This is a genomic window from Kosakonia sp. H7A (assembly GCF_003028445.1).
Taxonomy (GTDB): Bacteria; Pseudomonadota; Gammaproteobacteria; order Enterobacterales; family Enterobacteriaceae; genus Kosakonia; species Kosakonia radicincitans.
Genome location: NZ_PYTZ01000011.1, coordinates 36,000 through 49,790, shown reverse-complemented (window position 1 = coordinate 49,790; position 13,791 = coordinate 36,000). Strand labels below are relative to the sequence as shown.

Genomic DNA, 13,791 nt, shown 5'->3' with positions numbered 1-13,791 from the left:
CAGAGATGATGCTCGCATTAGGTTTCTTCGTCTTTATGCGCCAGACACTGCCGTTTCAGGGCATGCAACGCGACGCGGAATATCGCTGGCCGTCAAACAGCCGCGTCGGCAGGCGCGATGCTTTCCAGTTCCTCGGCGTCGGGGAGGAAAAAATCACGCTCAACGGCACACTTTACCCGGAAATCACCGGCGGGACGCTGACGCTGACCGCGCTCAGGCAGATGGCCGAACAGGGTAAGGCGTGGCCGCTGATAGCCGGAACCGGCCAGATTTACGGCATGTATGTCATCAACAGCATTAACGAAACCGGCGCGGAGTTTTTTTCTGACGGCTCACCCCGCAAGATTGATTTTACGCTGGCGTTAACGCGCGTGGATGAGTCGCTCGCGGCGGTGTATGGCGACCTGAGTCAGCAGGCTGACATGCTGGCCGGGAAAGCAAAAGAGGCTGCCACCAGATTAATCACCATGCCGGGGTTATGATGTCAGAAATACTCTACAGCCAGGCGGGGAGCTCACTCACCCCCGCGTTTATGCTGAAACTGGACAGTAAGGATATCACCGGCAACATCAGCAACCGGCTGATAAACCTCACGATGACGGATAACCGGGGCTTTGAGGCTGACCAGCTCGATATTGAGCTCGATGACAGCGACGGTCTTGTGCAGTTGCCGGTGCGCGGTGCGGTGCTGACCCTGTTCCTCGGCTGGAAAGATTCCGCGCTGGTTGGCAAGGGCAGTTTTACCGTTGATGAGGTTGAGCACCGGGGCGCGCCTGATACCGTGACCATCCGCGCCCGCAGCGCTGATTTTCGCGGGACGCTGAATTCCCGGCGTGAAGAGTCCTGGCACGACAAAACCCTCGGCGATATCGTGGCGGCGATCGCCGCACGTAACAGGCTGACGGCGAGTGTCACCCCGGCGCTGGCCGGGATTCATATCCCGCATATCGACCAGACGCAGGAATCTGACGCTAAATTCCTGACACGGCTGGCTGACCGGAACGGCGGCGAGGTGTCGGTCAAGGCGGGGAAATTGCTGTTTCTCAAAGCCGGGAATGCGGTGACCGCGAGCGGTAAGCACATTCCGCAGGTGACGATCACCCGCAGCGACGGCGACCGGCACCAGTTTGCGATTGCCGACCGGGGCGCTTACACCGGCGTTACGGCTCAGTGGCTTCACACCAAAGACCCGAAACCGAAGAAAGTGAAGGTGAAGCGCAAACCCAGAGAGCAGCATTTACGCGCGCTACAGCATCCGAAAGCCAAAGCCAGAAAGAAGGAAACCAGAGTACCGGAAGCCCGCGAGGGCGAATATCTGGCCGGTGAGGCGGATAACGTATTTGCGCTTACAACGGTGTATGCCACAAAAGCCCAGGCCATGCGGGCGGCGCAGGCGAAATGGGACAAGCTACAGCGCGGTGTTGCGGAGTTCTCGATAAGTCTGGCCGTCGGGCGTGCCGATCTCTACCCGGAAACGCCGGTGAAAGTCTCAGGGTTTAAGAGCGTCATAGATGAGCAGGCGTGGTTGATTAGTAGGGTAACTCATAACCTCAATAATAATGGCTTCACGACGGGCGTAGAGCTCGAAATAAAGCTTTCTGAGGTTGAGTACGAATCAGAAAACGATGAGTGATGTTTTTATTTAACATTTTGTTATTTAACGATTTTTATCGTAAAATTTCGACATTGCCCAAACCGTCGAGGTGCTCATTATGTTCCATTGCCCGTTATGCCAACATGCCGCTCATGCGCGTACCAGTCGTTACATGACAGATACCACCAAGGAACGTTATCACCAATGCCAAAACGTTAACTGTAGTGCGACGTTTGTAACGATGGAATCAGTGCAGCGGTATATCGTGAAGCCCGGCGAAGTGCAGCCAGTCAGACCACACCCGACGATTTCAGGGCAACAAAATTTGTGGATGTGAAAAACGCCCTGCGATTGCAGGGCGCGTTTTGTGTCAATGTGGTCGCAGTGTGGACACTGCATGAAATAAATCCTTTTATTTCATGTTGATAGAGATAGCTTTAAATCACCATCCCTGTCTTCCCCCACATGACGTGGGGGTTTTTTTGCCCTTTGCTTATCTGCTAAGTCCTGAGGATAGCGCCCAGGAAAAGCTTTTTATGATGAGTGGCGGGAGCTTTTTTATCTAAAATTCCCTTTTTATCCTCATTAAACGCGTGAAATCTCATAACTCCATTTTTCTCCACATTTTTTTGATATATTATCAAGGTGATTTGTGGATGATGAGATACATAAAACTCTATTGGTGGATTTGGGTAAATGATCGAGAAATTGAGAAATATTAATTTAAAAAAATATAGCGTCAGCTTTATTAAGGGGTTGATAGTAGAGACGTTATGCGTTGCAGTTGTTATTTATTTTTTGAGAATGGTCCTGGATATCATCGGCGATAGCCCATATGGCATAAATCGACATGAGATAATTAGAATGTACTGGATGTCTGCACCAGTTATTTTTGTTTATCTTATCCTTCGATTGATTAATTTTAGGGTTCTTTTTTCTCTTTATGTAATAGCCTTGGTTTCGGCAATTATTTCGTTTATTAGCATGACGAAAATATCTCTTACTGATGAACCTCTATCCTTTAATGATATTGTTGCGGGATCCAATGTTTCCCTGGCCTCAAAATATCTTTCCACTGACAACATAATGCTTTGTGTCGGCGCAATTCTTGCCGGGTTGCTCTTATTATTTTTGGACAAGAAATTCAGGATTCATAAATCCAATAAGCTGGCTGTTATTTTATTTTTGGCGTTAACCACACCTATGGCTTTTTCACCTTATTCCAATGCAATAGATACTCTGCCGGGTTGGGTAAAGGAAAATGCAAACAGACTCACCGAAAAATATGATATTAATTATTTCTCGTGGGATTGGCCTGGTAACGTAAAGCGCCACGGGTTACCCATGCATTTAATTCAGACAAGTCTTCGTCGTTCGGTTCCTGAATTAAAACAAGATGAAATAAAAGAGTACCTTTCCCTGCGTGCTACATATGCTAAAAGTGAGCCCAGGAATAAGACAGTAATATTTGTTTTGTGTGAATCTTGTTGGTATGACGATAATAATTTTAAGGAGCTTTATCAGCCCCTTATGGATAATGGATTTACGGCCATGCGGGCAACATCTCCTCATTATGGTGCAGGCACGGCTAACATAGAATTTGAAATGCTTACCGGGTTGCCAAGCACAACTCAGCATCTTTCTGGTATCATCTACCAGGAGTATGTTGATATTTTTAAGGATAACGCCGAGTCTTTTGCTAGCGCCTTAAAACGCAAGAATTACTATGCCTTTGCGGCTCATAATAATAATCGGTCATTTTGGCGAAGAGGTGATGTCTATCGTAAATTTGGTTTTGATCAATTTGTCGATATAACACAAATGGGTGATGTGCCAGTCGAAATTGCAAAAAATAAGAAGCCCTGGCAGTGGCAAACAGATGATATCGTACTTTATCGCTCGGCATTAAAAGCGCTACGTGAGAAGCAGGGGCAACCCATTTTTATGAATCTCATTACCATGGGTACTCACGGTCCGTTCCCATATCTCAATGATTCTGGTGAAACAGTTTATAAATATGAAGTGGCCGAATCTATCTCTCGTTTAACGGATTTTGCTCGACAGGTACAGGCGATAGATAAGGATGCAGTGATTGTTGTCTATGGTGATCATAAGCCAGCACTTAATAAATATTTTTATGAGCATAATGTGATCCCACATAATTTGTTCTCTACTACTGGTGACAAGGATGCGGATTTTACTTTTAAACTTAATATTACTCCATTAGAGTTTGGTGATGTCCCTGTTTTTGTGAAATCCAGCGATCAGAATGCCGTTGCAAAATTTGTGCAGGATGCTAATAAAAAACCCTATTTTTGCGTTGCTGCTCTTGCGGATAAATATTTTATAAATTCAGGGATGTTCTCCGTTAATTATACACAGCAACACGGTTGCCAGGACCCACTGTATAGCGACTATAGTGGTTACGTTAACCTGATAAACAGTGTACCTTCATGGGTTTATTCCGTTTCATTGTTTGAGAATGTAACAGAATAAAACGACCTGGGATTGATTGTCTGTAGTGGCCAGGCAATCAATCCCTGATAAGCAACACTATTCGTCCTGCAATGCACTTCACTATCAAACAATCTTACGCTTAATCGTACTATTCCCACCGATGCCATCCGTTATAATTCCCGCAGGACAAAGCAGGAGCGTTTATGAATCAATCCTATGGGCGGCTGATTACCCGGGCAGCAGTCGCGGCGACCGTCATGGCATCGTCACTACTGTTAATTAAAATTTTTGCATGGTGGTTCACCGGGTCGGTAAGTATTCTGGCGGCATTGGTGGATTCTCTGGTGGATATCGCGGCATCGCTGACCAACCTGTTAGTGGTGCGTTACTCGTTGCAGCCCGCTGATGAAGAACATACTTTCGGGCATGGTAAAGCGGAGTCGTTGGCCGCGCTGGCGCAAAGTATGTTTATTTCCGGTTCGGCGCTGTTTCTGTTTTTGACCGGTATTCAGCATCTGGCTAACCCCGAGCCGCTTCGTGCTGCCGGGATTGGTATTATCGTGACGCTAATCGCGTTATTCAGTACTGTGATATTAGTCACTTTTCAGCGTTGGGTGGTACGTAAAACCCACAGCCAGGCGGTGCGGGCGGATATGCTTCATTATCAGTCTGATGTTATGATGAACGGTGCAATTCTCATCGCGCTTGGTCTGTCCTGGTACGGCTGGCACCGGGCGGATGCGCTGTTTGCACTGGGGATTGGCAGCTATATTCTGTATAGCGCGTTACGCATGGGTTATGAAGCGGTTCAGGCGTTGCTGGACAGAGCGTTACCCGACGAAGAGCGCCGGGAGATTGTGGATATCGTCACTGCCTGGCCAGGCGTTAGCGGCGCGCACGATCTTCGCACGCGGCAGTCAGGGCCGACCCGCTTTATTCAAATACATTTAGAAATGGACGATAACCTGCCGTTGGTTCAGGCGCATCTCGTGGCTGAGCAGGTAGAGCAGGCCATTCTGCAACGTTTTCCGGGATCGGATGTAATTATTCACCAGGATCCCTGCTCTGTCGTACCTCAGGGACGTTAAGCACAACAGTACATTCGTATTCCATTGTAAAAAAGTGAGCCAGACCCGTTTTTTGTGTATAAATTACCGCCATTTGGGCTGACCTGAATCAATTCAGCAAGCAGTGATTGATATACTATTTGCAGCATAGTTGTTCGCTCCCGTGGGGAGTCGCTTCGGGCCACAGAATTTATTTTGCATTCCTAGTTCAGAGGTAGTCATGATTAAAAAAATCGGTGTGTTGACAAGTGGCGGTGATGCGCCAGGCATGAATGCCGCGATCCGCGGGGTCGTCCGTGCCGCATTAACAGAAGGTCTGGAAGTTGCAGGTATCTATGATGGTTACCTCGGCCTGTACGAAGACCGCATGATCCAACTCGACCGCTACAGCGTATCGGATATGATCAACCGCGGCGGTACATTCCTCGGCTCTGCCCGCTTCCCGGAATTCCGCGAAGAGCATATCCGTGCCGTGGCTATTGAGAACATGAAAAAACGCGGCATCGATGCCCTGGTTGTTATCGGTGGTGACGGTTCTTATATGGGCGCCAAGCGCCTGACTGAAATGGGTTTCCCGTGCATTGGTCTGCCGGGCACCATCGATAACGACGTTGCGGGAACGGACTACACCATCGGTTATTTCACCGCGCTGCAAACCGTCGTTGAAGCGATTGACCGCCTTCGTGATACCTCTTCTTCCCACCAGCGTATCTCCATCGTTGAAGTGATGGGCCGTTACTGCGGCGACCTGACTCTGGCTGCGGCAATTGCCGGCGGCTGTGAGTTTATCGTTCTGCCGGAAGTAGAATTCAACCGTGAAGATCTGGTTGCAGAAATCAAAGCCGGTATCGCCAAAGGTAAAAAACATGCGATTGTGGCGATCACTGAGCACATCTGCGACATTGACGAGCTGGCAAAATATATCGAAAGCGAAACACAGCGTGAAACGCGTGCGACCGTTCTCGGCCATATTCAGCGTGGCGGCTCTCCGGTGCCTTACGACCGTATCCTGGCATCCCGTATGGGTTCTTACGCTATTGAACTGCTGCTGCAGGGCTTTGGCGGTCGCTGCGTCGGTATCCAGAACGAAAAAATGGTTCACCACGACATTATCGACGCTATCGAGAACATGAAGCGCCCGTTCAAAGGCGACTGGCTGGACTGCGCGAAGAAACTCTTCTGATCGCATGAAAATGCCCTCTAATATGAGGGCATTTTTTTATGTCTGTTTATTCCGCATAGTTATAGCCAATCTTTTTTTATTCTTTAATCATTGATTATCTTTCTGGCACGCTGGTCTCATCAAAATACACAACCAAAGAGAGTGGGCGATGAATAAATGGGGCGTGGGAATTACTTTACTGCTGGCTTCCACCAGCGTTCTGGCTAAGGACATCCAGTTATTAAACGTGTCTTACGATCCAACGCGTGAGCTGTACGAACAGTACAACAAAGCGTTTAGCGCGCACTGGAAACAAGAGACCGGCGATAATGTTGTGATCCGTCAATCTCACGGCGGCTCTGGCAAACAGGCGACCTCGGTAATTAACGGCATTGATGCCGATGTTGTGACGCTGGCGCTGGCTTATGACGTTGACGCTATAGCTGAACGTGGTCGTATTGATAAAAACTGGATCAAACGCCTGCCGGACAACTCCGCGCCTTACACCTCAACCATCGTCTTCCTGGTACGCAAAGGCAACCCGAAACAGATTCATGACTGGAACGATCTGGTAAAACCGGGCATTTCCGTTATTACGCCGAACCCGAAAAGCTCCGGCGGCGCACGCTGGAACTATCTGGCAGCCTGGGGCTACGCTCTGCACCATAACAATGGCGATCAGGCAAAAGCGCAGGAGTTCGTGAAGGCGCTGTATAAAAACGTTGAAGTGCTGGATTCCGGCGCGCGCGGCGCAACCAGTACCTTTGTTGAACGCGGCATTGGTGATGTGCTGATTGCGTGGGAAAACGAAGCGCTGCTGGCAACCAACGAACTGGGCAAAGACAAGTTTGAAATCGTGACGCCGAGCGAATCGATCCTCGCTGAGCCAACGGTTTCTGTCGTTGATAAAGTTGCCGAGAAAAAAGGCACCGAGAAAGTGGCTGAAGCCTACCTGAAATATCTCTACTCGCCGGAAGGCCAGGAGATCGTCGCGAAGAACTTCTACCGTCCGCGCGATCCGCAAATTGCCGCGAAATACGCGAGTGAGTTCCCGAAACTGAAACTCTTCACCATTGATGATGAGTTTGGCGGCTGGACCAAAGCGCAAAAAGAGCACTTCTCTAACGGCGGTACGTTCGACCAAATCAGCAAACGCTAATCCTCCGGACAGCGCCCTCTTTTGAGGGCGATGTTGTTTTTGCACCTGCGTAAAATCCAGGATTTCCGACTTCACTGCTGTTTTGCGCTATCATTCCGGTTCTTTCAGCAAAGGAAGCGGAAATATGAAAACCGTACGTCGTCTTATCATTGCCCTGTTAGTGCTGGTTGTTCTTGCGGGCGCGGGAACTGCACACTGGTTCAAAGGTCGCGGCAACCCGGACGCGTTGCGGCAGATCGTTATCGGGCAATGCCTGCCAAATGCCCGCGAACATAATTCGCCCGCTCCCTGTACGCAGGTGAACCTGAAAAGTGGTTACGTGCTGATGAAAGATCGCAATGGGCCGCTGCAATTTCTGTTGATGTCGACTTATCGCATCAACGGCACGGAAAGCCCGCTGCTGCTGCAAGCGACAACGCCAAACTTTTTCTGGCAGGCGTGGCAATCCCGCGATGTGATGAGCAAACTGCGCGGCAGCGAAGTGCCGGATAATGCCATCTCTCTGACCATCAACTCCCGCATGGGGCGTACACAAAACCACTTTCACATTCACATCTCTTGTCTGCGCCCCGATGTACGTCGGCAGTTAAATGATAATGCCGCGCGTATTAGCAGCCAGTGGCTGGAATTCCCGGGCGGTTTGCTTGGCCATCAATATTTGGCCCGACGCGTGACGGAAGCAGAACTGGTGCAGCGTAGCCCGTTCCTGATGCTGGCGGAAGAAATCCCGGAAGCAAAAGCGCATATGGGGCGTTTTGCGCTGGCGATGGTGCAACAGGCGGACGGCTCATTTGTGCTGCTGGCAACCGAGCGTAATCTGCTGGCGCTTAATCGCGCTTCTGCGGAGGAAATTCAGGATCATCAATGCGATATCCTCAAATAACCCCACTATAATTCGCGTTTACTCAACCTGCCTGTCGCCGTAGACTTGCTGAAAAAATCTACAGGAGACAGGCATGTCGCTCTGGCTTACTCACCCTCTGTTCCTTCCCTCGTTAATTGTCGGCATCACCATTGTGCTGTGGGCGACCTCGCTGTTACCGGAGTTTATTACTGCACTGCTGTTCTTTACCGCAGCGATGGTGGCGAAAATCGCGCCGCCGGAGGTGGTCTTCGGTGGGTTTGCTTCTTCGGCATTCTGGCTGGTGTTCAGCGGCTTTGTGCTGGGCGTGGCGATCCGTAAAACCGGTCTGGCGGACAGAGCCGCCCGCGCGTTGTCATCGAGGCTGACAACATCATGGCTGCAAATGGTCGCCAGCGTCGTGCTGTTGAGCTATGCGCTGGCTTTTGTTATGCCGTCGAATATGGGACGCATTGCGCTGCTGATGCCGATCGTTGCAGCGATGGCGGCGCGATCGGGCATTCAGGAAGGTACACGTTCATGGTACGGGCTGGCGCTGGCCGTCGGTTTCGGCACGTTCCAGCTTTCGGCCACTATACTGCCCGCCAACGTTCCCAATCTGGTGATGAGCGGTGCGGCGGAAGGCTCTTATGGCATCCATCTCAACTATCTTCCCTATTTGCTGTTGCACACGCCGGTACTCGGCATTCTGAAAGGCGTTATTCTGATTAGCCTGATCTGCTGGCTGTTTCCGGGGCAGCCGCAGGCGCCGCGTGAAGAGGCCATTTCTGCGCCGATGAGCCGGGAGGAGAAACGGCTGGCGTGGCTGCTGGCGGTGGTGCTGACGATGTGGGTGACGGAGAGCTGGCACGGTATTGGTCCTGCGTGGACCGGGCTGGCGGCGGCCTGTGTCACCTTGCTGCCGCGCATCGGCTTTATCAATGGCGACGAATTTTCTACCGGGGTGAATATCCGCACCTGTATTTACGTTGCCGGGATTTTGGGTTTAGCGATCACGGTGACGCAAACCGGTATCGGCAGTGCGGTCGGGGAAGCGTTGCTGAGGGTAATGCCACTCGATCCAGCTAACCCGTTCACCAGTTTTCTTGCGCTGACGGGCATCACCACGGCACTCAATTTCATTATGACCGCCAACGGTGTTCCGGCGCTGTTTACCACGCTGGCGCAGAGTTTTTCTGACGCGACCGGATTCCCGCTGTTGTCGGTCATTATGATTCAGGTGCTGGGCTACTCCACGCCGCTGTTGCCGTATCAGGCGTCGCCGATTGTGGTAGCTATGGCGCTGGGGAAAGTGCCGGCACGCGCGGGAATGCTGTTCTGTCTGGCGCTGGCAGTGGTGACGTATCTGATATTGTTACCGCTGGATTACGCGTGGTTTAGCGTGCTGGGGAAACTGTAACGGTCTGACATTGCCGGATAGCGATGCGCTTATTTCTGCAGGAGAGGATAGGTGTAAAAAAGCCCGGTGGCGTTAGCGCATACCGGGCTTGGCTTTGCGTAGGGCGGGTAAGCGCAAGCGCCGCCCGCCATGCAACAGCATTACGCCTGTTTTGCGGCTTCTGCTGCTTTGACGATCACGGCGAAAGCGTCAGCTTTCAGGGACGCGCCGCCAACCAGCGCACCGTCGATGTCCGGCTGGGTGAACAGCTCTGCGGCGTTGCCTGCATTCACGGAACCGCCGTACTGAATGATCACTTGCTCAGCCACTTTCGCGTCTGCTTTAGCAATGTGGTCACGGATAAATTTGTGTACAGCCTGCGCCTGCGCCGGAGTTGCGGATTTGCCGGTACCGATCGCCCAAACCGGTTCGTAGGCAATCACTGCGCCTTCGAACGCGCTCGCGCCCTGGGTTTTCAACACAGCGTCGATCTGGCGTGCGCAGACTTCTTCGGTTTTACCCGCTTCGTTTTCTGCTTCGGTTTCACCGATGCACAGTACCGGGATCAGGCCCTGCGCTTTCAGTACGGCGAATTTTTTGGCGATGAATTCATCGGATTCTGCGTGGTAAGTACGACGCTCAGAGTGGCCGATGATGATGTATTTTGCGCCGATATCTTTCAGCATTTCGGCAGAGGTTTCACCGGTGAAAGCGCCGGACAGGTTAACGTCGACGTTCTGCGCGCCCAGGATGATGTGGCTACCGTCAGCAGCATGTTTAGCCAGATCCAGGTACATTTCCGGCGGCGCAATCGCGACCGCACAGCCCGTTACGCCAGCCAGCTCGGTACGCAGGTTTGCAACCAGTTCGTTTACCATGTGGCGGCTGCCGTTCAGTTTCCAGTTACCCATCACTAAAGGATGTCGCATTTTTACTCTCCACGCGCTTGGCGAATTAAGGAATATGGCCGCCCTTCAGGGCAGCATGGTCTGTGAAACAGTATAGAGATTCATCCCCTGAAAGGCTTTGCTTTTTGTCATTTATTGTTATCTTCAAGCGATTCAGATAGCGTCAGCTTAATCGGTTCAACAGCGAAGGTCAGCCCCTTTTCGCCGTTATCTGCCACCACATAACGTACTGCGCCTTCTGTTTCCGCGTAGTACTGTTTGTTTTTGCCGTTATTCAGCAACTTTTGCAGCTTTTGCCCGCTTTGCGCGGTAGTCATCGTCGGCGAAAACGCGCGAATTATCGCTGCCATATACTCCTGGGCTTTCGCTTTCGCCGCCTTTTGCTCTGGACCCTGTACCGGCAGCCAGGTGATTTGCATCGACTTTATTTTCAGCGTACCGCGCTCCAGCGCTGTCGATGCATAAAGATTGTCGTTAATTTTTGTTGCGGCGCGCGTCAGGTTCGCCTGATCGTTACGGCCATCAACAGCGCGAAACTCGTTCAGCGGAAGCGTCGGGTTGTCGGTATTAAATTTTTCCCGGAACTGACTGATCGACTGGTCGAATGTCGGCGCGCCCGGCAGCAGGTAGGGCGCGGTTGCTGTGGCAGGCGTCTCTTCCGCCCACACCGGGGAGCCGAAGATCAGCGCTGAGAAGAGCAGCCAAATCGGGTAACGCCATGCTTTCATTACATCGCCCTCTCTAAAGTGTGCTCACGATTAAAACGATATCGGGCTGGCTTGTCAAAAACTCCCGCTGCCAGGGTAAACTACGCAGCATTACGATAATAAGGAACCTTACATGGGCATACAGCAGTGGTTGTTTTCGTTTAAAGGGCGCATTGGTCGACGCGACTTTTGGGTCTGGATCATCCTCTGGGTAGTGAGCATGACAGTGCTGTTTGCGCTGGCAAACAGTGGAATGCTCGATTTCCAGATGGCCGCGTTTATTCTGGTGTGCCTCATCTGGCCGACTGCCTGCGTAATGGTGAAACGTTTGCACGATCGCGGCCGTCATGGCGCGTGGGGATTGCTGATGGTGCTGGCGTGGATGCTGCTTTCCGGCCACTGGGAAGTGCTGAACGGCACGCTGGAATGGGCGGTGGGACGTCTGATTCCGGTGGTGATTATTGTCATGATGCTGATCGACCTGGGCGCGTTTGTCGGCACCCAGGGAGAAAACAAATATGGCAAAGAGACGCTGGAAGTGAAGTATCGCTGATTACCAGTAGTGTTCTGCGGTGATATGCCCCGGTCGGCGGCGCAGGTGCTTGGTCATTTGCCGGGAATCTTTAAGGAGTTGTGTGGTATCGCGTACCATTTGCGGGTTGCCACACAGCATCACATGGCTGGTTTCGGTGTTCATCGGCAGCCCGACGGCTTCTTCCAGCGCACCACTTTCAATCAACGCCGGTACGCGTCCGGTCAGTGAGCCGGAAATCGTCTCCCGGCTGACTACCGTCTGAATACGCAGTTTCCCTTCATAACGCTGTTGCAGTTCCAGCATCAGCGGCAAGTAGCTGAGATCTGCGGCATAGCGCACGGCGTGCACCAGCACCAGATTTTTAAAGCGTTGCAGATCCTTGCCTTCCTGCAAAATCGACAGATATGGCCCAATAGCGGTGCCGGTGGCCAGCATCCATAGCGTTTCGCAATCCGGTACTTCCTCAAGCACAAAGAAACCGGCGGCTTCGCTGACAATTTGCACTTCGTCTCCCGGTTGCAGGGCTGCCAGGCGCGGGCTGAGTTTGCCTTCCGGTACGGTGACAAGATAGAACTCGAGGTCGGGGTTACCTGGCGCATTGACGTAAGAGTAAGCGCGCTGAACGCGCTCGCCGTCAATTTCCAGACCAAGTTTGGCGAACTGCCCGGCAGTGAAGGGGTTAACGGGGGCATGCACGGTGAGGCTAAATAGCGCATCGGTCCAGAACTGCACCTTAGTGACTTTTCCTGTTACCCATTCCGCCATGGTTATCTCCTGTTCAGTTGCGTTGCCTTATCTTCGTGCCTGTGGAGGGAGATTTCCAGCCCGTGCGGGCCGGAAAGCTCAATTGAACAAATAGCCTTACAGGATGTGGCGTTGCACATCCGGATCTTTACGATCGAGGTAGTGGATGGACTGAATGCGGCGAATCGTGCGCGATTTCCCGCGGATCAACAGCGTTTCCGTGGTGGCGATATTACCTTTGCGGGTAATGCCATCCAGCAGATCGCCTTTGGTGATGCCGGTTGCCGCAAAAATCACATTATCGCTACGCGCCATATCGTCCAGACGCAGCACGTTGCCCGCCTGAATGCCCATGCCACGGCAGCGTTTCAGCTCCTGTTCGCCGATGCGGCGGTTCTCTTCGCTGTCGCCTTTCACCTGATGGCGCGCCAGCAGACGTCCCTGCATGTCACCATCAAGCGCGCGTATCACCGCTGCGGAAACCACACCTTCCGGCGCGCCGCCGATACCGTACAGCACATCGACTTCGCTATCCGGCATACAGGTAAGAATGGACGCCGCGACATCGCCGTCGGGAATGGCAAAAACGCGCACGCCGAGCTTTTGCATCTCTGCAATCGTTGCGTCATGGCGCGGTTTGGCAAGGATGGTGACCGTCAATTCAGTCAGGGGTTTGTTCAGCGCGTCAGCGACATTGCGCAGGTTATCCGCCAGCGGCAGATTGAGGTCGATAGCGCCTTTAGCGCCTGGGCCGACAATCAGTTTTTCCATGTACATATCCGGCGCATTCAGGAAGCAACCCTTATCGCCGACAGCCAGTACCGCCAGCGCATTTGCCTGGCCCATCGCTGTCATGCGGGTGCCTTCAATAGGATCGACCGCGATATCCACGGCGTCGCCTTTTCCTGTGCCGACTTTCTCACCGATAAACAGCATCGGCGCTTCATCGATCTCCCCTTCGCCAATGACGATGGTACCGTCAATGTCGACATTGTTGAGCATGATGCGCATAGCGTTTACCGCTGCGCCGTCCGCCGTGTTTTTATCGCCACGTCCCAGCCACTTGTAGCCAGCCAGCGCCGCAGCCTCGGTAACGCGGGAGAATTCGATGGCAAGTTCTCGTCTCATAACACACTCTGTAGTGAAAGAAATTGCACAAAGTTTACCACAGGGAGAGGGGGAGAGGATTGATCCCCTCCCCCAAACGGGGGAGGGGAG

The 13,791-nt window shown here is 52.2% G+C and carries 14 protein-coding genes; 10 read left to right on the top strand and 4 right to left on the bottom strand.

Features of this window, described 5'->3' with window-relative positions:
• Positions 1–5 precede the first annotated feature (5 nt).
• The 9 genes from CWM66_RS24625 to CWM66_RS24585 all read left to right on the top strand — a co-directional run bounded on the left by CWM66_RS24625 (position 6) and on the right by CWM66_RS24585 (position 9,700).
• The gene (locus CWM66_RS24625) at positions 6–482 is read left to right on the top strand and encodes a phage tail protein (RefSeq protein WP_107147444.1); all 477 of its coding nucleotides are present in this window, start codon (positions 6–8) and stop codon (positions 480–482) included.
• Positions 482–1,633 (top strand): phage late control D family protein, encoded by a 1,152-nt coding sequence (locus CWM66_RS24620; protein ID WP_107147442.1) that lies wholly within the window; start codon positions 482–484, stop codon positions 1,631–1,633. Before CWM66_RS24625 ends, CWM66_RS24620 begins: the two co-directional genes overlap by 1 nt.
• A gap of 79 nt (positions 1,634–1,712) precedes the next feature.
• Entirely contained in the window at positions 1,713–1,931 is a 219-nt protein-coding gene (locus CWM66_RS24615; protein ID WP_072000406.1) for a DNA-binding transcriptional regulator, read from the top strand.
• Between the two features lie 359 nt (positions 1,932–2,290).
• Positions 2,291–4,090 (top strand): LTA synthase family protein, encoded by a 1,800-nt coding sequence (locus CWM66_RS24610; RefSeq protein WP_107147441.1) that lies wholly within the window; start codon positions 2,291–2,293, stop codon positions 4,088–4,090.
• A 164-nt stretch (positions 4,091–4,254) separates the two neighbouring features.
• Positions 4,255–5,139: a CDF family cation-efflux transporter FieF gene (fieF, locus tag CWM66_RS24605; protein ID WP_007369243.1), complete on the top strand. Its 885-nt coding sequence runs from the start codon at positions 4,255–4,257 to the stop codon at positions 5,137–5,139.
• Positions 5,140–5,338: 199 nt separating this feature from the next.
• A complete protein-coding gene (gene pfkA / locus CWM66_RS24600; protein ID WP_007369242.1) occupies positions 5,339–6,301 on the top strand; it encodes a 6-phosphofructokinase in 963 nt (320 codons plus the stop codon).
• Positions 6,302–6,449: 148 nt separating this feature from the next.
• Entirely contained in the window at positions 6,450–7,439 is a 990-nt protein-coding gene (locus CWM66_RS24595) for a sulfate ABC transporter substrate-binding protein (RefSeq protein ID WP_007369241.1), read from the top strand.
• Positions 7,440–7,563: 124 nt separating this feature from the next.
• A complete protein-coding gene (locus CWM66_RS24590) occupies positions 7,564–8,322 on the top strand; it encodes a CDP-diacylglycerol diphosphatase (protein ID WP_107147439.1) in 759 nt (252 codons plus the stop codon).
• A 73-nt stretch (positions 8,323–8,395) separates the two neighbouring features.
• Positions 8,396–9,700 carry an SLC13 family permease gene (locus CWM66_RS24585; RefSeq protein ID WP_007369239.1) on the top strand — a complete coding sequence of 435 codons (1,305 nt, stop codon included), beginning with the start codon at positions 8,396–8,398 and terminating at the stop codon, positions 9,698–9,700.
• Between the two features lie 140 nt (positions 9,701–9,840).
• On the opposite strand, the gene tpiA is transcribed toward CWM66_RS24585, so the two are convergent.
• Together tpiA and CWM66_RS24575 are read right to left on the bottom strand one after the other, a co-directional pair.
• Positions 9,841–10,608, bottom strand: coding sequence for a triose-phosphate isomerase (tpiA, locus tag CWM66_RS24580; RefSeq protein ID WP_007369238.1), 768 nt, complete (start codon positions 10,606–10,608; stop codon positions 9,841–9,843).
• Between the two features lie 107 nt (positions 10,609–10,715).
• Positions 10,716–11,315 carry a YiiQ family protein gene (locus tag CWM66_RS24575; protein ID WP_007369237.1) on the bottom strand — a complete coding sequence of 200 codons (600 nt, stop codon included), beginning with the start codon at positions 11,313–11,315 and terminating at the stop codon, positions 10,716–10,718.
• Positions 11,316–11,427: 112 nt separating this feature from the next.
• Here CWM66_RS24575 and CWM66_RS24570 point away from each other — a divergent pair, with 112 nt between their 5' ends.
• Positions 11,428–11,847 carry a DUF805 domain-containing protein gene (locus tag CWM66_RS24570; protein ID WP_007369236.1) on the top strand — a complete coding sequence of 140 codons (420 nt, stop codon included), beginning with the start codon at positions 11,428–11,430 and terminating at the stop codon, positions 11,845–11,847.
• On the opposite strand, the gene fpr is transcribed toward CWM66_RS24570, so the two are convergent.
• Together fpr and glpX are read right to left on the bottom strand one after the other, a co-directional pair.
• Positions 11,848–12,594 carry a ferredoxin--NADP(+) reductase gene (fpr, locus tag CWM66_RS24565; RefSeq protein ID WP_007369235.1) on the bottom strand — a complete coding sequence of 249 codons (747 nt, stop codon included), beginning with the start codon at positions 12,592–12,594 and terminating at the stop codon, positions 11,848–11,850.
• A 96-nt stretch (positions 12,595–12,690) separates the two neighbouring features.
• Positions 12,691–13,701, bottom strand: a complete 1,011-nt coding sequence (glpX, locus tag CWM66_RS24560; RefSeq protein WP_007369234.1) for a class II fructose-bisphosphatase — start codon at positions 13,699–13,701, stop codon at positions 12,691–12,693.
• Positions 13,702–13,791 lie beyond the last annotated feature (90 nt).